Source organism: Pseudomonas sp. NPDC086566, assembly GCF_050280885.1.
Classification (GTDB): domain Bacteria; phylum Pseudomonadota; class Gammaproteobacteria; order Pseudomonadales; family Pseudomonadaceae; genus Aquipseudomonas; species Aquipseudomonas vlassakiae.
The window spans coordinates 263717-285483 of sequence record NZ_JBNNWD010000007.1; the positions used below are offsets into that span (position 1 = coordinate 263717).

Annotated in this window: 23 protein-coding genes; 14 read left to right on the top strand and 9 right to left on the bottom strand. The window is 62.6% G+C overall.

What is annotated here, in order from left to right:
- Positions 1-236: 236 nt before the first annotated feature.
- A complete protein-coding gene (locus ACQKPS_RS18270) occupies positions 237-1112 on the bottom strand; it encodes a DMT family transporter (RefSeq protein ID WP_254483981.1) in 876 nt (291 codons plus the stop codon).
- 144 nt (positions 1113-1256) lie between these two features.
- Between ACQKPS_RS18270 and aceK the strand changes: the two genes are divergently transcribed.
- Positions 1257-2972, top strand: a complete 1716-nt coding sequence (gene aceK / locus ACQKPS_RS18275; protein ID WP_427605278.1) for a bifunctional isocitrate dehydrogenase kinase/phosphatase — start codon at positions 1257-1259, stop codon at positions 2970-2972.
- Positions 2973-2974: 2 nt separating this feature from the next.
- On the opposite strand, the gene ACQKPS_RS18280 is transcribed toward aceK, so the two are convergent.
- Positions 2975-3835: a DUF6279 family lipoprotein gene (locus ACQKPS_RS18280; RefSeq protein ID WP_186603472.1), complete on the bottom strand. Its 861-nt coding sequence runs from the start codon at positions 3833-3835 to the stop codon at positions 2975-2977.
- 131 nt (positions 3836-3966) lie between these two features.
- Here ACQKPS_RS18280 and ACQKPS_RS18285 point away from each other — a divergent pair, with 131 nt between their 5' ends.
- Positions 3967-4803, top strand: coding sequence for a CvfB family protein (locus ACQKPS_RS18285; protein WP_254483989.1), 837 nt, complete (start codon positions 3967-3969; stop codon positions 4801-4803).
- On the opposite strand, the gene ACQKPS_RS18290 is transcribed toward ACQKPS_RS18285, so the two are convergent.
- Both ACQKPS_RS18290 and ACQKPS_RS18295 read right to left on the bottom strand, forming a co-directional pair.
- Positions 4804-5184, bottom strand: a complete 381-nt coding sequence (locus ACQKPS_RS18290; RefSeq protein WP_099815538.1) for a hypothetical protein — start codon at positions 5182-5184, stop codon at positions 4804-4806.
- Positions 5185-5358: 174 nt separating this feature from the next.
- The gene (locus tag ACQKPS_RS18295) at positions 5359-6828 is read right to left on the bottom strand and encodes a right-handed parallel beta-helix repeat-containing protein (protein WP_427605281.1); all 1470 of its coding nucleotides are present in this window, start codon (positions 6826-6828) and stop codon (positions 5359-5361) included.
- 223 nt (positions 6829-7051) lie between these two features.
- On the opposite strand from ACQKPS_RS18295, the gene ACQKPS_RS18300 reads away from it, so the two are divergent.
- From ACQKPS_RS18300 to def, 3 genes are all read left to right on the top strand, one after another.
- On the top strand, positions 7052-7231 hold the full coding sequence (locus ACQKPS_RS18300) for a CsbD family protein (RefSeq protein ID WP_019099157.1): 180 nt from the start codon (positions 7052-7054) through the stop codon (positions 7229-7231).
- 145 nt (positions 7232-7376) lie between these two features.
- Positions 7377-8330, top strand: coding sequence for a YihY/virulence factor BrkB family protein (locus tag ACQKPS_RS18305; protein ID WP_427605283.1), 954 nt, complete (start codon positions 7377-7379; stop codon positions 8328-8330).
- Positions 8327-8863, top strand: coding sequence for a peptide deformylase (gene def / locus ACQKPS_RS18310; protein ID WP_254483992.1), 537 nt, complete (start codon positions 8327-8329; stop codon positions 8861-8863). The genes ACQKPS_RS18305 and def overlap by 4 nt, the downstream gene beginning before the upstream one ends.
- On the opposite strand, the gene ACQKPS_RS18315 is transcribed toward def, so the two are convergent.
- Entirely contained in the window at positions 8818-9186 is a 369-nt protein-coding gene (locus ACQKPS_RS18315) for a GNAT family N-acetyltransferase (RefSeq protein ID WP_427605315.1), read from the bottom strand. The two genes, def and ACQKPS_RS18315, sit on opposite strands and share 46 nt — an antisense overlap.
- 356 nt (positions 9187-9542) lie before the next feature.
- Here ACQKPS_RS18315 and ACQKPS_RS18320 point away from each other — a divergent pair, with 356 nt between their 5' ends.
- The 7 genes from ACQKPS_RS18320 to ACQKPS_RS18350 all read left to right on the top strand — a co-directional run bounded on the left by ACQKPS_RS18320 (position 9543) and on the right by ACQKPS_RS18350 (position 13391).
- The gene (locus ACQKPS_RS18320; RefSeq protein WP_054885703.1) at positions 9543-9800 is read left to right on the top strand and encodes a DUF2790 domain-containing protein; all 258 of its coding nucleotides are present in this window, start codon (positions 9543-9545) and stop codon (positions 9798-9800) included.
- Between the two features lie 79 nt (positions 9801-9879).
- Positions 9880-10053: a hypothetical protein gene (locus ACQKPS_RS18325; RefSeq protein ID WP_427605286.1), complete on the top strand. Its 174-nt coding sequence runs from the start codon at positions 9880-9882 to the stop codon at positions 10051-10053.
- A 298-nt stretch (positions 10054-10351) separates the two neighbouring features.
- Positions 10352-10684, top strand: coding sequence for a type II toxin-antitoxin system HicB family antitoxin (locus tag ACQKPS_RS18330; protein ID WP_254483997.1), 333 nt, complete (start codon positions 10352-10354; stop codon positions 10682-10684).
- A gap of 148 nt (positions 10685-10832) precedes the next feature.
- Entirely contained in the window at positions 10833-11258 is a 426-nt protein-coding gene (locus ACQKPS_RS18335; protein ID WP_254483999.1) for a YybH family protein, read from the top strand.
- Between the two features lie 43 nt (positions 11259-11301).
- Positions 11302-11646 carry a YciI family protein gene (locus ACQKPS_RS18340; protein WP_254484006.1) on the top strand — a complete coding sequence of 115 codons (345 nt, stop codon included), beginning with the start codon at positions 11302-11304 and terminating at the stop codon, positions 11644-11646.
- A gap of 21 nt (positions 11647-11667) precedes the next feature.
- Positions 11668-12153 carry an SRPBCC family protein gene (locus ACQKPS_RS18345; protein ID WP_313201504.1) on the top strand — a complete coding sequence of 162 codons (486 nt, stop codon included), beginning with the start codon at positions 11668-11670 and terminating at the stop codon, positions 12151-12153.
- Positions 12153-13391: an RNA polymerase sigma factor gene (locus ACQKPS_RS18350; protein WP_427605288.1), complete on the top strand. Its 1239-nt coding sequence runs from the start codon at positions 12153-12155 to the stop codon at positions 13389-13391. The genes ACQKPS_RS18345 and ACQKPS_RS18350 overlap by 1 nt, the downstream gene beginning before the upstream one ends.
- A gap of 115 nt (positions 13392-13506) precedes the next feature.
- Here ACQKPS_RS18350 and ACQKPS_RS18355 read toward each other — a convergent pair whose 3' ends face one another.
- Together ACQKPS_RS18355 and ACQKPS_RS18360 are read right to left on the bottom strand one after the other, a co-directional pair.
- Positions 13507-13977, bottom strand: coding sequence for a MaoC family dehydratase (locus ACQKPS_RS18355; RefSeq protein ID WP_054885695.1), 471 nt, complete (start codon positions 13975-13977; stop codon positions 13507-13509).
- A 33-nt stretch (positions 13978-14010) separates the two neighbouring features.
- Positions 14011-14955, bottom strand: coding sequence for a lysophospholipase (locus ACQKPS_RS18360; RefSeq protein ID WP_427605289.1), 945 nt, complete (start codon positions 14953-14955; stop codon positions 14011-14013).
- A gap of 210 nt (positions 14956-15165) precedes the next feature.
- Between ACQKPS_RS18360 and fadD2 the strand changes: the two genes are divergently transcribed.
- A complete protein-coding gene (gene fadD2, locus ACQKPS_RS18365; protein ID WP_254484014.1) occupies positions 15166-16854 on the top strand; it encodes a long-chain-fatty-acid--CoA ligase FadD2 in 1689 nt (562 codons plus the stop codon).
- Positions 16855-17150: 296 nt separating this feature from the next.
- Entirely contained in the window at positions 17151-18848 is a 1698-nt protein-coding gene (gene fadD1, locus ACQKPS_RS18370; protein WP_254484021.1) for a long-chain-fatty-acid--CoA ligase FadD1, read from the top strand.
- A 72-nt stretch (positions 18849-18920) separates the two neighbouring features.
- Here fadD1 and ACQKPS_RS18375 read toward each other — a convergent pair whose 3' ends face one another.
- A complete protein-coding gene (locus tag ACQKPS_RS18375; protein ID WP_427605290.1) occupies positions 18921-20228 on the bottom strand; it encodes an NAD(P)/FAD-dependent oxidoreductase in 1308 nt (435 codons plus the stop codon).
- 30 nt (positions 20229-20258) lie between these two features.
- Positions 20259-21623 carry a glutamine synthetase family protein gene (locus ACQKPS_RS18380; RefSeq protein WP_427605291.1) on the bottom strand — a complete coding sequence of 455 codons (1365 nt, stop codon included), beginning with the start codon at positions 21621-21623 and terminating at the stop codon, positions 20259-20261.
- Positions 21624-21767 lie beyond the last annotated feature (144 nt).

Genomic DNA, 21767 nt, shown 5'->3' on the forward strand with positions numbered 1-21767 from the left:
AATGCCAGTTAAAACATTTTCCTTGTTTAAATAAAAAGTTCTTAGTTATTAATTAGTTAATGATTAAGGCGTCGAATTGTTATGTTTCATATATAAAACATAGTTTTTTATATGGCACAAAAATGCCCATTCTCGGCGCAGCGAAGTGGACCGTGCGAGGCAACAGGGCAAATACGGGTAACGCAGGCGGGGCAGCGGTTTCACAGGTGAAACCGCACGACGGATTGTCGATGGGGTCAGTTCCGGGCAGGCCGCAGCACCAGCCACAGCGCCACGCCAATCAACACGCCACCGTACAGGTGCGCCATCGACAGCGGCTCGTCCAGCAGCCAGGCGCCCCACAGCACACCGAACACCGGGATGAGGAAGGTCACCGTGCTGGCCTTGACCGGCCCGATCTCGGCCAGCAGGCGGAAGTACAGGATGTAGGCGAAGGCGGTGCACAGCAGGCCCAGCCCCAGCAGCGACAGCCATACCTGCCAGCCGCCCCAGCTTGCCGGTGGCTGGGTCAGGGCGCTCCAGGCGAACAGCGGGCTCAGCATCAAGGTGGCGCCGAGCATGCTGCCCAGTGCCGACAGGCGGCTGTCCAGGCCGCTGATCCAGCGCCGGGCAAGGAAGCCGGCGAAGCCGTAGCAGGTGGTGGCAGCCAGGCAGGCCAGGGCGCCTTGCACCAGGGCCATGTCCAGGGCGACCGGGCCGGCGCCGCTGAGAATGCCGACCCCAAACAGGCCGAGGAAAATGCCGCCCAGCTTGGCCAGGGTCATGGCTTCGCGGAAGAACAGCGCGCCGATCAACACCCCCATCAGCGGAGTGGTGGCGTTGAAGATGGCCGAATAGCCAGCGGGCAGCACTTGTGCGGCCACGGAATAGAAGGTGGCGGGTATCCCCGAGTTGATCATGCCCAGCACCAGGCAAGCGCCGAGCTTGCCGTCGAAGTTCCAGCGCACCCGGGTGGCGGCGAGGATGGCGATCAGGCCCAGGCAGGCGATGGCGACGCGGAAGAACGCAGTGGGGATCGTGCCTAGCTCCGGGGCGATGATGCGCATGAACAGGAAGCTCGCCCCCCAGACAGCGGCAAGGGTCAGCAGGCGGGCTAGGGCGATGGGGCTCACAGCGGTCTCCGAGGTTAGGGCAGGGCGCGAGTGTACGTGACTGGCTTGGGTGATTCTTGTGCTTTCTTGCGCTGTAACCCTGTGCTGTCCCTGTCGCGGGTACAGGCTAATCTCATAAGCTCATCCAGCCCCGAGGTCCTTAGCATGCCCCAGCCCTGGCCCGCAGCCGATATCGCCCGGACGATCCTCGACGGCTTCGACAACTACCGCGAGCACTTTCGCCAGATCACTCTGGGGGCCCGCGAGCGCTTCGAGCAGGCACGCTGGCAGGACATCCAGCGCGCTTCGGCCGCGCGCATCAACCTCTATGAAGAGAAAGTCGCCGAGGTCAACGGCTGGCTGCGCCAGGGCTTCCCGGAGCCGATATTGCTGGATGTAGAACAGTGGCCGCTGGTGAAAAACGCCTACATCCGCCTGATCGACCCGCGGCTGGACGACGAGCTGGCGGAGACCTGGTACAACTCGCTGTTCTGCAGCCTGTTCAGCCACGACCAGATCAGCGACGGCTGCATGTTCATCCACACCACCCGGCCATCGATCCGTGCCCACGAGCGCGCGGCGCAGACCCGCACCTACACGCTCGGGGCCGGCCTGAAGAGCCTGCTGCGGGCCATCTTCGCCGATTACCCGTTCGACGCCCCTTACGGTGACCTGGAAGGTGACCTCGTACGCCTCGAGGAGCAACTGCGCGAATGCCTGCCAGACTGGGTGTGCAAGGACCCGGCGCTGGCGGTGGAACTGTTCGTACCGGTGCTGTACCGCAACAAGGGCGCCTACCTGGTCGGCCGCCTGTACAACAGTGACGAGCAGTGGCCGCTGGTGATCGCGCTGCTGCATCGCGAGGGCCATGGCATCGAGGCCGATGCCTTGATCACCGACGAGGCCGAGGTGTCGATCATTTTCTCGTTCACCCGTTCGTACTTCATGGCCGATGTGCCGGTACCGGCGGAGTTCGTCAACTTCCTCAAGCGCATCCTGCCGGGCAAGCACATTGCCGAGCTGTACACCTCGATCGGCTTCTACAAGCAGGGCAAGTCAGAGTTCTACCGCGCCCTGATCAACCACCTGGCCAGCAGCGACGACCGCTTCGTCATGGCCCCAGGGGTGCGCGGCATGGTCATGAGCGTGTTCACCCTGCCGGGCTTCAACACCGTGTTCAAGATCATCAAGGACCGCTTCTCGCCATCCAAGACCGTGGACCGCGCCACGGTGATCGACAAATACCGGCTGGTGAAAAGCGTCGATCGGGTAGGGCGCATGGCCGATACCCAGGAATTCGCCGATTTCCGCTTCCCGCGTGGCAAGTTCGAGCCCGAATGCCTTGCCGAGCTGCTGGAAGTGGCACCCTCGACCGTGGCGCTTGAAGGCGACACGGTGCTGGTGCGCCACTGCTGGACCGAGCGGCGCATGACCCCGCTCAACCTGTACCTGGAGCATGCCAGCGAAGGGCAGGTGCTCGAAGCGCTCGAGGACTATGGATTGGCCATCAAACAACTGGCGGCGGCGAACATCTTCCCGGGTGACATGCTTCTGAAGAACTTCGGCGTTACCCGGCACGGGCGCGTGGTGTTCTATGACTACGACGAAATCAGCTTCCTGACCGAGGTGAACTTCAGGCACATCCCGCCGCCGCGCTACCCGGAGGATGAAATGTCCGGCGAGCCGTGGTACTCGATCGGGCCACATGATGTGTTTCCCGAGGAGTTTCCGCCGTTCCTGTTTGCCGATATCGGCCGGCGCCGGCTGTTCAGCCGGTTGCATGGCGAGTTGTATGATGCGGATTACTGGAAGGGTCTGCAGGCGGCGATCCGAGAGGGCAAGGTGATCGACGTGTTTCCGTATCGGCGCAAGGCTCGCTGAGCTCAGCCCTTCAGGCACTTCAGTTCACTGAAATCGGTGCGCACCTTGGCCAGCCGCTCTTGCAGGTATTGGCGTTGTGCCGGGGTACTCAGGTGCAGCAGGTCGATCAACAGGCTGCGGGCCTGCTGCTCGGTATTCTGGTAAGCGGCCCGGTATTCCGGCGTCCACAGGCTTTCCTTGCGTTGCAGCAAGGTGGCCATGCGCGGCGCGAAGCTGGCGTCGTTGCGCTGGTTCATGGCCAGCATCAACTGTTGCTGCCAGTGCTGGCGGTTGGCGATCCACTGGCGGTTCTGATCACCCAGCGCTTGCGACCAGGCCTGGACACGCTGGTGTTGGGCGGCATTGAGTTCGCCAAACCAGTTGTTCAGGCGTTTTTCCATGCGTTCGCTGCGGCGGGCTATCTGCCGGGGCAGCGGGGTGTCGACGTACTCCTTCTGCCGCTCGCTGATGTCGTCGTTAAAGGCCTGCTGCATCTCGGCTACCTGCTTGTCGCTCATGCCGCGCAGCAGTTCGGTGGCCGAAGGGGTGATCGCTTCCGCTACCCGGCCGATTGCCTGGCGTGCTTCGACAGTGCGTTGCTGCAGGGCCTGGTCGGTCACCTGGTCCTTGGCGACCATGTCGCGCACCCGGTCGAGCCAGTCGAGGTAACCGGGCAGCTGGGTCTTGCAGTGCCAGGCCAGGTGTTCCTTGAGCCGTTCGTCGAGCAACGCCTTCTGCTCGCGGTTCATCGCCAGGTAGTCGCCCAGCGACCACGGCACCAGGTGGTCGAGGTTGCGGTACGCCAGGTCGATGCGGCTACAGGCCGCCAGTGCCACGGCGCAGGCGATGGCGATGAGCAGGGCTTTGCACAGGCGTACCGGCATGTTCAGGTCCTGGTGCTGACGTGATACGGGTATGACGCAATGGGCGCCAGTGCGGTTCCGCCGCATCGGTGATCGGGCAGCGCAGTGGCTTCAGGTGTAGAATAGCCGCCTTGTCTTGAGGAACATCGGAAATGGCTCTGCTTGGGCGTTACAACAGTTTGCAAATCGTGAAACACGTGGAATTCGGCCTGTACCTGGACGGCGGCGCCGATGGCGAAATCCTGCTGCCCGGGCGCTATATCCCGAAGGACGCCGAAACCGAGGTCGACGACTGGCTGAACGTGTTCATCTATCTGGACAGCGAAGACCAGCTGATTGCCACCACCGAGAAGCCCAAGGTGCAGGTTGGCGAGTTCGCCAGCCTCAAGGTCAAGGACATCAACGGTGCCGGCATCTTCCTCGACTGGGGCCTGTCCAAGGACTTGCTGATGCCGTATTCGGAAGAGTCACGCCAGTTGAAGATCGGCGACTACTGCGTGGTGCACGCTTATCTCGACAAGCGTACCCGGCGCATTACCGCGACCTCGCGCCTGGACCGCTACCTCGACCGCACGCCGGCCGACTATCAGGTTGGCCAGCCTGTCCAGTTGCTGGTGGCCGGCGAAACGCCGATGGGCTTCAAGGCCATCATCAACAACCGCCACTGGGGCCTGATCCACAAGAACGAGGTGTTCAAGTTCCTGCGTTCGGGCATGCATGTGGAGGGTTTCATCAAGGAAGTGCGCCATGACGGCAAGATCGCCCTGAGCCTGCAGCCGGTCGGCAAGGCGCTGGGCGACGACCTGCAGGCGCGCATCATGGCGCGCCTGGAGGCCGAAGGTGGGGTGCTGGCGGTGAGCGACAAGAGCGCTCCGGAACTGATCAGCCAGATGTTCAACGTCAGCAAGGGCAACTTCAAGAAGGCCATTGGCGGGTTGTTCAAGCAGGGGCGCATCGTCATCCATGACGATCGCATCGAAAAGGCCTGATCAGGCCTGCACGAAGGTCCGGAAATCCAGCTGCTCGCCACCCGGGCGGGTGTCGCGCAGCAGCGAATCACGGTCGGCGCTCAGGGCCAGGCTGATGGTCGAGCGGCGCTTGCCTGGGTTGCGCACTTCCATCTGCTCCTGGTGAGCACGAAGGAAGTTGACCGGCACCTTCAGGTGCTGCAGTTCGTCGCTTTCCGGGGTGTGCAGCAGCAGGTTGACCCAGTCGGGCTGGCCCTTGCGCAGCAATGCCACCGGTACCTCGAACCACCACAGGTTGCGCTTGCGGTCGAGGATGGCGAACAAGGTGTTGGCGCTGGTCAGCACCGGGTTGGCCAGGGCCTGGTTGCGGCGGGCGATGGCGGTGGGTTTGTCGAGTTTCATGCAGGTTCCTGCGGGTTGACGCTTGATTAGGGCTGCATTGTGAGGGGTGGCACCGGGCCTAGCAAGGTTTGAGGGCCTCTTCGCGGGTGAACCCGCTCCCACAGGATCACCACAGCATTCGAGAGTGGTGATATCCCTGTGGGAGCGGGCTTGCCCGCGAAGAGGCCGGTAGCCTTAACGGCTGATCGGCCTGCTCAGCTCGGAGGTAGCCCCATCCGCCGTGGTCACCGTCGCCGTAAAGCTCTTGAGCTCACCGATATTCTCCAGCGCCTGGGCAAACCGCGCCTGCCCCTGTTCATCACTGTTCACCAGCACATCCCCCAGATACTGCTCCGCCTCGGTCCCATCCGCCTGGGCATTGCCAAACACCTCGATGCGCAACAGGCTCGACACCGGCCCCTGCACCTCGCCACGCAGTACATTGCCGTCCAGTGCGGTCAGCCGTGGCGCCTGCTGGTTGTGGTTGGGCAGCGGCTGGCACGGCGTGGGCTCGCCCTTGGCATCGCAAATGATCGCCTGGTCCTTCTTCGGCAGATCCGCACCGACCCCGCGCGACCCCACGTACAGCGCATGGGCCTGGGCCGGCACGCCAAAGACGATGGCGCCGGTACGCTGGTTTGGCACGCATGAGCCACCGGCTTCACAGCGGCGGATGTCCTGGCTGTTACCCCAGATGCGATTGCCGCTCAGGCGCGTGGTGGTGACGTCCGGCTCCGGTCGCAGGGCTACGCCGATGCGGTTGCCGTGGATCAGGTTGCCGTCGAGGATGTTGCCTTCGCCGGTGACACTGACGCCAATCGAATTACCGCTGAAGGTGTTGGCGCCCAGGTAGTTGCGCTTGCCCCAGTTGATCTGCAGGCCGTCGGAGTAATTTTCGAAGCGGTTGTGCACCACGCTGTTGTCGTTGCCCAACAGGATCTCGATGCCCTGGGACGGCTCAGGGTTGGCCGGGGTGGAGCGAAACAGGTTATCGGCCACCAGGTTGAACGCGGCGCCTCGGGTCAGCTCCAGGCCATCGCCGTTGTCGATCAGCTGGTTGCGCAGCACCTTGTTGTTGACCGTGGTGGTGGCAGTCGGGTTGCCGGCACCGTCGTCGCCCGTGAGCATGATGCCGGCGCCGCCTTTGTTGGCGACGATGCGGTTGTCTTCGATGACGTTGCCGCTGGCGCGGTTGACCAGGATGCCAATACAGAAGTTGCGCACCTCCAGGCCACTCAGGTGCACGCCCTGGGTGTCGCGCAGCACCAGCCCCGGGTTGGTGGTGGTGCGCACGTTGGTGCCGAACTGGCCAGGCAGCGCGCCTGGGCAGGTGCGCACGCCCTGGTCCTTGATGTAGCCCGAGCCGTCGATGGCGATGTACTGGCCGTCACGGGCCCAGGGCAAGCCGGTGATCTGCACCGGGCCCTTGATCTCCGGCAGCGCACGGTTCGGGCGTATCACATAGGGTGGCTTGCCGACGGCAGCGATCTCGATGCGGTAATGGCCGGGGTTCTGGTTGCTGGTCTCGATGGCCCAGCGCAGGGTGCCAGGTTGGCCATCGTCGGCGTAACGCTCGACTTTCAGGGTTTCGCTGGCCAGTGGGGCGGCCAGGGCAGGCAAGGGCAAAAACGGCAGCATGGCCGCGAACAGGGGCGTCAGACGCATGGGGCAAATATCCGGAAACTGTTGTTCTTATACGCAGGTTGGCAGCGATTCTAGGGCAGCCTTCGGCCCTTGAGCAGTGCGCCGGGCCCTATTCGGTGCGATATTCGCCCGCAGATTCACCGCTTGGCTTGAACCGGGCAAATTGTTTGAAACTCTTGGAGAAAGTGCCCGGTCCACCGACTGTCGACACGGTCCACGTGTCTCTATTCGCAGGAGTGTTGCCATGAGCGGTACCAAAGACAAAGCGAAGGGCCTGGCCAACGAAGCGGTCGGTAACATCAAGCAGGGCGTCGGCAAGGTGACCGACAACGACAAGCTGCGGGCCGAGGGCAAGGCCCAGGAACTCAAAGGCGAGGCACAGCAGGTCAAGGGCAATGTGAAGGATGCGGTGAAGAAGCCTTAAGGTGGACAGACCTGTTTCTGCCTCTGTGAGAGGCGGAAACAGGTGTAGGCATTTTCTTCTGGCACGGCCGGGAGCAGTACATCACCGGCGCGGTCTATTAGACTTACCCGTTGTACTTACGAATCAAGCGGCGAAAGGAGACGCTATGATTTTTCCCGACCTGCGCGGCCTGCCCGTGCACCGCGTACTGGTACGCACCGTCAAGGAGTTCCTCGATGACGAGATGTCGACCTATGCGTCAGCAATGGCCTACCAGATGCTGTTTTCGCTGTTCCCGTTCCTGCTGTTTCTGATTGCCCTGATCGGTTTTCTGCACCTTCCGGATTTCTTCTCCTGGTTACGCCTGCAATCAGAGCTGGTGCTGCCGCCCCAGGCGCTGGAGCAGGTGAACCCGGTCATCGACCAGTTGCAGCAGTCCAAGGGCGGGCTGTTGTCGGTGGGTATCGTGATCGCCCTGTGGACTGCATCGGCCGGCGTGCGCCTGATGATGAGCGCCATGAATGCCGCCTATGACGTGCCTGAGGGCCGCCCGGTATGGAAACGCATTCCCCTGTCGATCATCTACACCGTCGGTATTGCCGGCATGCTACTGGCGGCAGCCGCGCTGATGGTGCTGGGGCCGCAGGTGATGGAGTGGATTGCCGCTCAGGTCGGCCTGCAGGAAGTGATAGTCACCGTGTGGACGGTGCTGCGCTGGCCCGCAATCATCATCCTGATGATGATCGCGGTGGCATTGATCTATTACGTGATGCCGGACGTCAAACAGAAGTTTCGCTTCATCACCCCCGGCTCGGTGCTGGCGGTAGTAGTATGGATCATCGCCTCCCTGGGCTTTGCCTACTACGTCAAGACCTTTGCCGACTACAATGCCATGTATGGCAGCATCGGTGCGATCATCGTGCTGCTGCTGTTTTTCTACATCTCTGCCGCCGTGCTGTTGCTGGGCGCTGAAATGAACGCGGTGATCGAGCACATGTCGAGCGAGGGCAAGGACCCGGGCGAGAAGGAATTCGAGGGCGCCAAACCCCAGGAAACCATCACCGTGCTCGGCCATGAACACCCGGTCGAGCCTCAACCGACCGAGCCGAACCCGCGATGATCCGTGAAATTCTCAAGATGGGCGACGAGCGCCTGCTGCGCATCGCGCCGCCGGTGCCTGAACATCTGATCGGCAGCAGCGAATTGCAGCATTTGATCGACGACATGTTCGAAACCATGCACCACGTGGGTGGCGTAGGCCTGGCTGCACCGCAGATCGGCATCGACCTGCAGCTGGTGATCTTTGGTTTCGAGCGCAGCGAGCGGTACCCGGATGCCGAGCCGGTACCGCAGACCATCTTGCTCAACCCGGTGATCACCCCGCTGACCACCGAGGTCGAGGAGGGTTGGGAGGGCTGCCTTTCGGTGCCCGGCCTGCGCGGGGTGGTGCCGCGATTCAAGCACATCAGCTACGAAGGCATCGACCCGCAAGGCAATCCGATCAACCGTTTTGCCGATGGTTTTCATGCGCGGGTGGTGCAGCACGAATGTGATCACCTGATCGGTCGGCTGTACCCGTCGCGTATTCAGGATTTTTCCCGCTTCGGCTACACCGATGTGCTGTTCCCGGGGCTGGATGACCACGACGACTGAACGCGCACCATGGCCAGCAAGGCCTTGCTGCGCTGGTAGCGTTGCAGGCGCGAGGCCAGGGTTTCGGGCAGTTGCGCAGTGATGCTGAAGCCCAGGCGCTGGTAGTAAGCCGTGAGGTCGGGGTGGCAAAACAGCCAGGTCGGGCCGCTGTGCCCGGCTAGCGCCGCCTCGATCAGTTTCGCGGCCACCCCGCGCTGGCGGTGGGTTGGGGCGACGAACAGGCCGGTGAGCCAGTGGCCGTCAGCGACGGCAGTGAGGCAGAGACCGGCAACGATCCCATCGCTGCGTGCTACCCATGATTCACCGTCATTGGCTGCGCGCATGCGCGAACCCTCGTGCTTGTAGAAATGTTCGAGCAATCGACGCTCGGGGCCGATAAGCCGGGTGCAATGCAGGGCAGTCATGGCGGTACCTGGAACCGAGGGCTCTACCCAGGGGTTCCAGGTTATCGAGCCGTTGCGCTTTGTCGCAGATTGTTGCAAATCCTGCAAGGGTGAATGTCCGAGTTCAGGGTTCAACTATTCCTGGTCAAGCGTAGAATTTCAGCTATTCCCACTCGCAGTAGACGAAGCGGGATCGGTACTTCGTGTCATCGTTGCAGTTGATGACAACTTCTCCGCGCCTATGACGGCATCAGAAGTCACTCGATCAGCTGGATTGCTCTAAAGGCCAAAACCCCATGAAACCATTACTGATTCTTGCACTGGTCGGTATGTCCTCGTTCGCCCTCGCCGATGAGGCCAAGCCGGTCTCCAGCGAGCCCGTGGCCCAGCAGTACGATTATTCCATGAACCTCGACATCAAACGGGTGATCAACCTGTCGACCATCCCCAATGTCTGCGAAGTGGTGCCTGCGACCATGACCTATGAAGACCATCATGGCCAGGTACATACCATTCAGTACCGGGCGATGGGCGAAGGTTGCCAGCAAGGCTGATGCACTGATGGCCCTGTCGCCGCTCGGTCGGTGACAGGGCCCTGCGCAATTTACCAAACCCAAAGACCGAGATCGTCGAGTGGTCTCCAGTGCGGCCGATACCTTTGCTGATGGCGCCGGTGCCGCAGCGCTGGCCGCGTTGCTGCAGGAGCGCCAGCGCCAGGTCAGCAAGCGTGTGGCCGTGGTGCTGAGCGGTGCCAACGTGGACCGCGAGCGTTATGCGCAGGTGCTGGCAGGTACGGAAAAATCCTGAATGAATATCGGGGAATAAGTGCTATCTTAATTTGATAGCATTTTCCGATGAACACTCGATACCGAAAAATCTACGACGCTATCTTCAGAACGCCCACCACGGCCTCTTTGGAGTTTTCCGAGGTCGAAGCCCTGGTGCTTCACCTGGGTGGGCAGGTGCTCGAGCGGCAAGGCTCCAGGGTCAAGCTGGTGCTTGGCGGCCAGAGCTGGAGGTGCCATCGCCCCCATCCTGGCAAGGAAGCCAAACGGTAGCAGATTGAAGAGGCCCGCGAATTCTTGCTGCGGGCAGGAGTCAGCCTATGAGTTGCATGCGCTACAAGGGCTATGCCGCCCGTATCGAATACGATGAGCGTGATGATATTTTTGTTGGCCGTGTGCTGGGCATGCGCGACATCATCAGTTTTCACGCAAGCTCGGTGCCCGAGCTTCATGAAGCCTTCCGGCAGGCGTTGGAGGATTATCTGGCCGACTGCGCGGAGCAAGGCATTACCCCGGAAAAACCGGCTTCAGGCAAGGTCATGCTGCGCATTCGTCCAGAGGTGCATGCGGCAGCCAGTGTTGCCGCCCGCGCCGCCGGCAAAAGTCTCAACCAGTGGGCAGATGAGGTGTTCGAGCAGGCAGCTCTGGCTTGATCACTCACCGTGATTGCTGTGGGCACATACCTGGCTCCAGCAAAATTATCCCGTGGCCTGTCGATTTCTCCGGCTACCGTTCGACCATGAGCTGAAGGTGCAAGACATCCTTGTACCAAACGCTCATGAACGATCGGAGGAACACCCGATGAAAACGGCAGCCGAAAACGAAATCCGTCAGCTTATCGACCGCTGGATGCAGGCCGTGCGTGACCGTGATATTCCCGCCATCACCGCGCCCTACGCCGATGACATCGTCGCCTTCGATGCCATCCAGTCCCTCCAGTTCAAGGGCAAGGCCGCCTACCAGGCGCATTGGGAAATGTGCATGAGCATGTGCCCCGGGCCAATGGTCTTCGAACTTGCCCAACTCACCGTGCACGCCGAGGGCGAGCTGGGCCTGGCTCACTGGTTGAACCGCTGCGGGCCGGGGGATGACGAGAGCCAGTGCGGCTTCATGCGTGCCACCGTCGGTTACCGCAAGGCTGCTGGCCAGTGGCAAGTGATTCACGAGCACTGGTCGGCTCCGTTCGACATGCAAACCCAGAAAGCACTGTTCGATCTCAAGCCTTGATCGGCTATCGCCAAATGCACGTTGCCAACGCCTGGAGACGACCATGAAATACCTGTGCCTGGTCTATTGTGACGAAGCGCTGTTGCACAGCCTGCCCGACAGCCCGGAAGACGCCGAATGCATGGCTTACGCCGAAGCCCTGCAGAGCTCCGGGCGCATCATTGCGGCCGAGGCGCTGAAAACCGTGCAGACCGCCACCACCGTGCGTGTGCGTGCCGGGCGAATGAGCATCACCGATGGCCCGTTCGCCGAGACCAAAGAGCAGCTTGCCGGTTTTTACCTGGTCGATGCCCGTGACCTCAACGAGGCGCTGAACATCGCCAAGGGCATTCCGGCGGCGCGAGTCGGCAGCGTGGAAGTGCGGCCAGTGCGCGAACTGCAACCCTGACAGCAACGGAGAACAACAAGAATGACACTTGCCCAACCCGCGCCCGCGCAGCACGAGCTGTCCATCAGTCGCTTGATCGATGCCCCGCCTGCCAAGGTATTCCGTGCCTGGACCGAGCCCGAATGGCTGATGCAGTGGTGGGGCCCCCACGGCATGACCACCCCGGAATGCGAAATGCAGCTGTGGGTCGGGGGCCTTTTCCGTACGCTCATGCGTGCCCCGGATGGCTCCGAGTACCCTACCCAGGGCGTGTTCCTGGAAATTGCCGCCCCGCGCCGGCTGGTGTTCACCGATGCCTTCGGGCCCGGTTGGGTGCCGTCTGACAAAGCCTTCATGACTGCGGTGATCAGCTTTGACGAGGAACACGGCAAGACCCGCTACACCGCACGCGCCTGGCACTGGAACGCTGCCGACAGCCGCGCCCATGAAGAAATGGGGTTCCATCGGGGCTGGGGAGAGAGCCTGGACCGCCTGGTGGAGGTCGTGACCCAGCGGATGCCGGACTGATGTCGGGGCAGGCGCAGGTTCGTGCTGAAGTCGAAGCGGTGTACCGGCGAGATTCACGGCGCATCCTGGCGACGTTGATCCGCCTGCTGGGCGATTTCGACCTGGCCGAGGAGGCTTTGCACGATGCCTTCTTTGTTGCAGTCGAACGCTGGCAGCGTGACGGCATCCCTGACAATCCACGGGCCTGGCTGGTCTCGACCGGGCGTTTCAAGGCCATTGACGCATTGCGCCGGCGTGCCCGCTTCGACCGCTCCCAGGCCGACCTGATCATGTTGATCGAAGGCCAGGGGCTCGACCCCAGTGAAGAGGAACTGCTGGTCGATGACCGCCTGCGGTTGATTTTCACTTGCTGCCACCCGGCCCTGGCGGCCGATGCCCAGGTACCGCTGACCCTGCGTGAAGTCTGCGACCTGACCACCGAGCAGATCGCCCGCGCCTTCCTGCAAAGCCCTGCGACCATCGCCCAGCGCATCGTCCGCGCCAAGGCCAAGATTCGTGATGCCGGCATCCCCTATCAGGTCCCGGAGCTGCATGAGCTGCCCGAGCGCCTGGAGAGCGTGCTGCGCGTGATTTACCTGGTATTCAACGAAGGTTATTCGGCGTCCTCTGGCGAGGCCGTGCTGCAACAGGAACTGAGTGACGAGGCGATCCGCCTCGGCCGCCTGCTGGTGCAGCTGCTTCCGGACGCCGAGGCTGTCGGGTTGCTGGCGCTGATGCTGTTGCAGGCATCGCGGCAGCGGGCACGCACTGATGCCGAGGGCAATCTGGTGCTGCTCGACCAGCAAGACCGCAGCCTGTGGGACCGCGAACAAATCGCCGAGGGCTGCGAGTTGGTGCGCCTGGCATTGGCCAGCCGGGCTTTTGGTGCCTACACCGTGCAGGCGGCGATCGCGGCCGTGCATGCCGAAGCCGTGACGGCTGAAGAAACCGATTGGGCGGAAATCGTCGGGCTCTATGATGTGCTGCAACGGCATTGGCCGTCAGCCGTGGTGGCGCTCAATCGGGCGGTGGCGCTGGCCAAACGCGACGGTGCGCAGGCGGGGCTTGAGGCGGTGGAGGCGATTCTGGCGGCGGGTGATTTGCGTGACTATCACCTGGCCCATGCGGCGCGGGCAGAGATGCATCAGCAGTTGGGGAATGTGGTTGAGGCGCGGGCGGCCTGGCAGCGGGCGCTCGAGTTGACTCGTCAGGAACCGGAGCGGCGGCATATCGAAAGGCGATTGCGCGGATTGATCTAGTGGATTTACCGGCCCATTCGCGGGTAAACCCGCTCCCACAAGGATCAATACAGTCGTCAAAGCCTGTGCAGCACCTGTGGGAGCGGGTTTACCCGCGAAGAAACCAGCACCGATATCAGCTGGCGACGAAGTTCGGCGGCGACACCAGTTCGACGGTCTGTTGCTTGCGCGGTGCCAGGATCTCGGCCACGCCCTCGACCACCAGCTCATCGTTCTGGTTGTAGACGTTGGTGGCGATACGCACCTTGAACTTCGGCAGTTTCTCGAGGATCTCCAGGCGCACGGTCAGGGTGTCGCCGATCTTCACGGGCTTCTGGAAGCTCATCTGCTGGCCCAAGTAGATGGTGCCAGGGCCCGGCAGGGTGCAGGCCACCGCAGCGCTGATCAGCGCGCCACTGAACATGCCGTGGGCGATGCGTTCCTTGAACATGCTCTTGGCGGCGAACTCGGCATCCAGGTGCACGGGGTTGTGGTCACCGGACATGGCGGCGAACAGCTGGATATCACGTTCTTCCACGGATTTTTCGTAGGTGGCCTTCTGGCCGACTTCAAGGGCTTCGTAAGGCGTGTTGGTGACCTGGGTCATTGGGCTTCCTTAAGGGGCGGGCGAGGGCGCCTGTCATTCACTGCGCGCAGGGCGGCCAAGGGCCAGCGCTTGCGCCAACCAAGCGAGGATATCAGCGGTGACCTCGTCGCGGTTGAGTTCGTTGAGTACTTCGTGCCGCGCATCAGGATAGACGCGCAGCTGTACATGTCTATTGCCGGTCGCACGCAGGGCGTCGGCCAGATGGGTGAGACGCTTGCCGGCACTCACCGGATCACATTCACCGCCAATCACCAGCAGGGGCAGGTTCGGGTCGATCTGCGCCAGATTGCGGGCCTGGCTGATCTGTGCCAGCCCCTGTAGCAGGTCGAGCCACAGCTGGTTGCTGCAGCGAAAGCCGCACAGCGGATCGTTGACGTACTTGTCCACTTCCTCCGCGTCACGGCTGAGCCAGTCGAACGCCGTGCGGGTGGGCTTGAAGGCGTTGTTGAACGAACCGAACGACAGCCACTCGATCAGTGCGCTCTTGCCCAGTGGCCCCTGACGCCAGGCTTCCACGCGTGCAATCAGGCGCGCCACCCGGTACAGCGCAGCGGGCTGGAAGTTCGAGCCGCTGAGGATCGCCCCTTGCAGGCTGGCGCTGTGGTGCAGGAGGTAGGCCTGGGCGATGTAGCTGCCCATGCTGTGGCCGAACAGGAACAACGGTGTGCACGGGAACTGCTGGCCGATGTGCTGGGCCAGCCGGCCAAGGTCGTTGACCACGGCGTTCCAGCCATGTTGCCGGGAGAACAGGCCGAGGCTGCCCTGCTCGGCGGTGCGCCCGTGGCCGCGCAGATCAGGTGCCAGCAGTGCGTAGCCGGCATCGCCGAGGGCCTGGCCCAGGCGCTGGTAGCGCCCGGCATGCTCGGCCATGCCATGCGCCAGCAGCACCACCGCCTTGACCGGCGTGGCCGGCAGCCATTGGTGCACGTACAGCCTGCAATGTTCGTTGGCAGGTAGCCAGAAGGCTTCGTGGGGCATGGCGAGTCCTTTGCGCGAAGGTGACCCGCACAGTGTATGCACAACCGGTCGAATTGCAGGAAGGGCACAAATAAGATTCACAATGTTAATGGCGGCACTTGGCGTATATGCCGCCTCGGGCTTACCTGCTAACGTCGGTTCAACGCCTGTTTGCCATCTGGCAGACAGGGCAAAGGATCCGCGCGGGCTCAGGCAGAGGAACAATAATAAATGCAAGCCGACTTCTGGAATGACAAACGCCCCGAGGGCGTGCCTTCCACCATCGATATCCACGCATACACCTCGGTCGTCGAGGTGTTCGAACGCAGCTGCAAGCGTTTTGCCGAGCGCCCGGCATTCAGCAACCTCGGCGTGACCCTGAGCTACGCCGAACTCGAGCGCCATTCGGCAGCGTTCGCCGCCTGGCTGCAGCAGCACACCGACCTCAAACCCGGTGACCGTATCGCGGTGCAGATGCCCAACGTCCTGCAATACCCGATCGTCGTGTTCGGCGCCCTGCGCGCCGGGCTGATCGTGGTCAATACCAACCCGCTGTACACCGAGCGCGAAATGCGTCACCAGTTCAAGGATGCCGGCGCGCGCGCCCTGGTGTACCTGAACATGTTCGGCAAGCGCGTTCAGGAGGTGCTGCCCGATACCGGCATCGAGTACCTGATCGAGGCGAAGATGGGCGACTTGCTGCCCGTCGCCAAGGGCTGGCTGGTCAATACCGTGGTCGACAAGGTCAAGAAGATGGTCCCGGCCTATCATCTGCCCCAGGCCGTCCCGTTCAAGCAGGTATTGCGTCAGGGCCGCAGCCTGACGCACAAGCCGGTGCCGCTGATCCTCGATGACATCGCCGTGCTGCAATACACCGGCGGCACCACGGGCCTGGCCAAGGGCGCCATGCTCACTCACGGCAACCTGGTAGCCAACATGCTGCAGGTGCTGGCCTGCTTCTCCCAGCATGGCCCGGATGGGCAGCGGCTGATCAAGGAGGGCCAGGAGGTGATGATCGCACCGCTGCCGCTGTACCACATCTATGCCTTCACCGCGAACTGCATGTGCATGATGGTCACCGGCAACCATAACGTGCTGATCACCAACCCGCGTGATATCCCCGGTTTCATCAAGGAGCTGGGCAAGTGGCGGTTTTCGGCGCTGTTGGGGTTGAACACCTTGTTCGTCGCGCTGATGGACCACCCGGGCTTCCGTCAACTGGACTTTTCGGCCCTGAAGGTCACCAATTCCGGTGGCACGGCGCTGGTCAAGGCCACTGCCGAACGCTGGGAAACACTCACTGGCTGTCGCATCGTCGAGGGTTATGGCCTGACCGAGACTTCACCGGTAGCCAGCACCAACCCCTATGGCCAGCTGGCGCGGCTGGGTACCGTGGGCATTCCTGTGGCGGGCACGGCATTCAAGGTCATCGATGATGACGGCAACGAACAGCCGTTGGGCGAACGCGGCGAGTTGTGCATCAAGGGGCCACAGGTGATGAAGGGCTATTGGCAACAGCCAGAGGCCACGGCGCAGGCACTGGATGCCGAGGGTTGGTTCAAGACCGGTGATATCGCAGTGATCGACCCGGATGGCTTCACCCGCATCGTCGACCGCAAGAAGGACATGATCATCGTCTCCGGTTTCAATGTGTACCCCAACGAGATCGAGGATGTGGTGATGGGCCATCCGCAGGTAGCCAGCTGCGCCGCCATCGGCGTGCCGGACGAGCGTTCAGGCGAGGCGGTGAAGTTGTTCGTGGTGGCGCGGGAAGGTGGGGTGAATGTCGACGACCTCAAGGCCTATTGCAAGGCCAACTTCACCGGCTACAAGGTGCCCAAGCACATCGTGGTGCGCGAGTCGCTGCCCATGACACCGGTGGGCAAGATCCTGCGCAGGGAGTTGCGCGACATCGCTTGATACTGCGCTGGCTGCTTCGCGGGCTTGCCCGCGAAGGCTTCAAGGTGCTCTAGCAGGCAGTTTACAGCCCGATTTGCGACATTTTGGGCAATTACTCTAAAAATGACTCGTATATTTCATTGAGTCATTTTTGTGACCGTGAGGCCTATCTTGGCCTCTAGGCGACCCCAGTCAAAGCTGTTACTCTCGGCGCGCTTTTCAGATGATCCGGTTTGCAACGAACCGCCATCTCATATCAATAATAAACGCATAGACGCGTGAATCGAACTTCGCTGTTGCTGAAGGAGTGGGCTTCCATGATCGAAAATTTTTGGAAGGATAAATACCCAGCCGGGATTACGGCGGAAATCAATCCTGACGAATTCCCCAATATCCAGGCGGTACTCAAGCAATCCTGCCAACGCTTTGCCAATAAACCGGCCTTTAGCAACCTGGGCAAGACCATCACCTACGGCGAGCTCTACGCGCTGTCAGGCGCTTTCGCCGCCTGGCTGCAGCAGCACACCGACCTCAAGCCGGGTGACCGCATTGCCGTCCAGCTGCCCAATGTCCTGCAATACCCGGTAGCGGTATTCGGTGCCATGCGCGCCGGCCTGATCGTGGTCAACACCAACCCACTGTATACCGTGCGGGAGATGGAGCACCAGTTCAACGACTCCGGTGCCAAGGCGCTGGTGTGCCTGGCCAACATGGCGCACCTGGCCGAGAAGGTGGTGCCCAAGACCCAGGTCAGGCATGTCATCGTCACCGAAGTGGCCGACCTGCTGCCACCGCTCAAGCGCCTGCTCATCAACAGCGTGATCAAGTATGTGAAGAAGATGGTGCCGGCCTACAACCTGCCGCGCGCCGTGCGCTTCAACGATACGCTGGCACTGGGCAAGGGCCAGCCGGTCACTGAAGCCAACCCCCAGGCCAACGACGTGGCCGTGCTGCAGTACACCGGTGGCACCACAGGCGTGGCCAAGGGCGCGATGCTGACCCACCGCAACCTGGTGGCCAACATGTTGCAGTGCCGGGCGCTGATGGGAGCCAACCTGAAGGAAGGCTGCGAGATCCTCATCACCCCGCTGCCGCTGTACCACATCTATGCCTTTACCTTCCATTGCATGGCGATGATGCTGATCGGCAACCACAACGTGCTGATCAGCAACCCACGCGACCTGCCGGCCATGGTCAAGGAGCTGGGCAAGTGGAAGTTCAGCGGTTTCGTCGGCCTCAACACGCTGTTCGTTGCCCTGTGCAACAACGAGGCCTTCCGTGCCCTGGACTTTTCTGCGCTGAAGATCACCCTGTCCGGGGGCATGGCCTTGCAGTTGAGCGTGGCCGAGCGCTGGAAGAGCGTCACCGGCTGCGCCATCTGCGAAGGCTACGGCATGACCGAAACCAGCCCTGTGGCGGCGGTGAACCCGGCCGAGGCCAACCAGGTAGGCACCATCGGCATCCCGGTGCCATCGACCCTGTGCAAGGTCATCGACGATGCCGGAAACGAACTGCCTCTGGGTGAAACCGGCGAGCTGTGCGTCAAGGGCCCGCAGGTAATGAAGGGCTACTGGCAGCGTGAAGACGCCACCACCGAGATCCTCGACAGTGATGGCTGGCTGAAAACCGGCGATATCGCACTGATCCAGCCCGATGGCTACATGCGCATCGTCGACCGCAAGAAAGACATGATCCTGGTCTCGGGCTTCAACGTGTACCCCAACGAGCTGGAAGATGTGCTCGCCGCCCTGCCAGGCGTGCTGCAGTGCGCAGCCATCGGCGTGCCGGACGAGAAGTCGGGTGAAGTGATCAAGGTGTTCATCGTGGTCAAGCCGGGCATGACCGTGACCAAGGAGCAGGTGATGGAGCACATGCGCGCCAACGTCACCGGCTACAAGGTGCCGCGTTACATCGAGTTCCGCGATGCACTGCCGACCACCAACGTCGGCAAGATCCTGCGTCGTGAGCTGCGCGATGAAGAGCTGAAGAAGCAGGGCTTGAAGAAGATCGCCTGATCCAAACCTGCACGGTCAGTGTGGGAGCGGCCTTGTGTTGCGAAAGGGCCGCTCCCACAGAGGGCAGCGAAATCAGCGCAGTTTTTCCAGCATCTGGTAGTACCACATCCCCGCCGCCAGCAGCGGGTTGCCCAGCAAGTCCCCCATCGGTACCCGCACGTGCTTGCACTGCGCGAAGGTGTCGAACTTCTCTAGCGTTCCGGTCAGTGCCTCAGCCATGATCTCGCCCATGATGTGGCTGGTGGCGATGCCGTGCCCGGAATAGCCCTGGCAGTACCATACGTTGTCCGACAGCTTGCCCAGTTGCGGGATGCGGTTGACCACGATGCCCATCGCGCAGCTCCACTGGAACTCGATCGGCACACCCTTGAGCGCCGGGAAGGTGCGCTCTATGCACGGGCGCAGTTCGCCTTCGATATCGCGCGAATCCCTGCCCGAGTAGTTGGCACCGCCACCGAACAGCAGGCGCTTGTCGGCCGTCAGGCGGTAGTAGTCGAGCACGAAGCGGCAGTCATACACCGCCAGGTCCTGCGGGTTGATCTGCTCGGCCAGTTCGCCCAGCGGGGCGGTGGTGACGATACCGCCCATGGCCGGGAAGATCTTGCCCTTGAGCTGGCGCTTTTCCAGCTTGTGGTAGACGTCACCGGCGAGCATCACCTGGCGCGCCTCGACCCGACCGTGGGCGGTGACTACCGCCGGGCGTGGCCCGTGGACGATGTCCAGCACTTCGGAATTTTCGAAGATCAACGCGCCCAGGCTGTGCGCGGCGCGCGCCTCGCCCAGGCACAGGTTGAGCGGGTGCAGGTGCAGGTTGCGCAGGTTCTTCAGCGCGCCCAGGTACAGCGGGCTCTGGAGATGGCTGGCGACACCGTCGCGGTCGAGCAATTGCACCTGGTCGCCCATGCCACGGCGTTCGGCCTCGGCCTGGAAGCTGCGCAGCTCCTCCATGTGCGAAGGTTTCATCGCCGCATGCAGATGGCCGCGCTTGAGGTCGCAGTCGATGCCATAGCGCTCGACCCGCTGCTCGATGACCTGGTGCCCGCGCCAGCGCAGGTGCCAGATGAAATCATCGACGTCGGCGCCCAGGTGGTTGCGCATCTGTGTACGCATGGCCTCGTCACCCGACAGGCTGCCGGTGACCTGGCCGCCGTTGCGCCCGCTGGCCCCCCAGCCGATCCGGTTGGTCTCGACGATCGCCACCTTCAGGCCGCGCTCGGCCAGCTCCACCGCGGTGGCCACGCCGGTGAAACCACCGCCGATGATGGCAACGTCGACCTGGACCGTGCCCTTGAGTTGCGGGTACTCGGTGTGGTCGTTCAGCGAGGCGCTGTAATAGGACGGCGCGCGCTGGGCCGGGCCGTTGTTCAATGATGCATTCATGGGTGTTCCTTGTTCTGAATAGGGTGAGGCTCAGGCCTGGTGCAGGTACCAGCGCCAGTCCTGTTCGCTGACTTCGGCCATGAACTGGCGGTACTCGGCGCGCTTGACCTTCAGGTAGACGCCGAGGAACGCCTCGCCGAGCGCTTCTCGCGCCCAGTGCGAGCGCTCCAGCGCTTCGAGGGCGGTCAGCCAGTCGGTGGGCAGGTGCTCGGTGGCCTGGGCATAGCCGTTGCCTTCGACCGGCGCACCCGGGTCCAGCTGCTCGCGGATGCCACGATGGCTGGCGGCCAGGATTGCGGCGGCAGCCAGGTAAGGGTTGGCATCGGCGCCACAGATGCGATGCTCGACATGCCGGCTGTTGGCCGGTCCGCCGGGGACGCGCAGGCTTACCGTGCGGTTGTCGACACCCCAGGTCGGTGCCAGCGGGGCGTAGCTGTTGGCCTGGAAGCGGCGGAACGAGTTGGCGTTGGGGCAGAACAGCAACAGCGAGTCACGCAAGTGGCGGAGCATGCCGGCCACTGCCTGGCGCAGCAGTGGAGTACCGGCTTTGTCATCGCTGGCGAACAGGTTGTTGCCGGCGCTGTCGGCCAGGCTCAGGTGCATGTGCATGCCGGTGCCGGCCAGTTGCGCGAAGGGTTTGGCCATGAAGCAGGCCTGCATGCCGTGGGCATGGGCCACGCCCTTGACCAGGCGCTTGTAGCGCACGGCCTGGTCCATCGCCTCCAGGGCGTCGCCATGTTCCAGGGTGATTTCCACCTGGCCGGGGGCGTATTCCGAAATCGCCGTGCGCGCCGGAATGCCCTGGGCTTTGCAGGCAGCGTAGAGGTCGGCGAGGAAGGGCTCGATCTGTTCCAGTTCACGCAGGCCGTAGACCTGGGTAGTGCGCGGGCGGCCGCCGTCGTGGTCTAGTGCGGGCTGCGGGCGGCCCTGGGCGTCGCGCTGCTGGTCGAGCAGGTAGAACTCCAGCTCGCAGGCCATCACCGGGTGGTAACCGTCCGCCTTGAGCGCTTCGATGGTACGCAGCAATACATGGCGCGGGTCGGCGACACTGGCGGGCAGGCCTTCGCTCGGGTGCATGCTGACCTGCACGGCGGCAGTCGGCACGCGGCGCCAGGGCAGGCGCACCAGGCTGCCTTCAAGCGGGTAGGCGCGGCAGTCGATGTCACCGACATCCCAGACCAGGCCGGAGTTTTCCACGTCGTCGCCATTGAGGGTCAGGCCGAGGATGGTGCTGGGCAGCGGGCGGCCGCTCTGGTAGACCGCCAGCAGTTCCTCGCGGTGCAGCAGCTTGCCGCGTGGCACACCGTTGGCGTCGAGGATGAACAGTTCGAACAGTTCGATATCAGGGTTTTCGGCCAGGAAACGGCTGGCGTGCTCTACAGGTGCAAAGTGCATGATGGATTCGCTCACGGGCGCATGGGAGCCGCGCGCAGGCGCGGTCCAGCGGAGACAAACGGCCGCACGGCGGCCGGGTTTGGTCACACGGGTGTGAGCGAAGCATCCGGTGGGCGTGCATGGCGGCAATGCCACAGGGCCCAG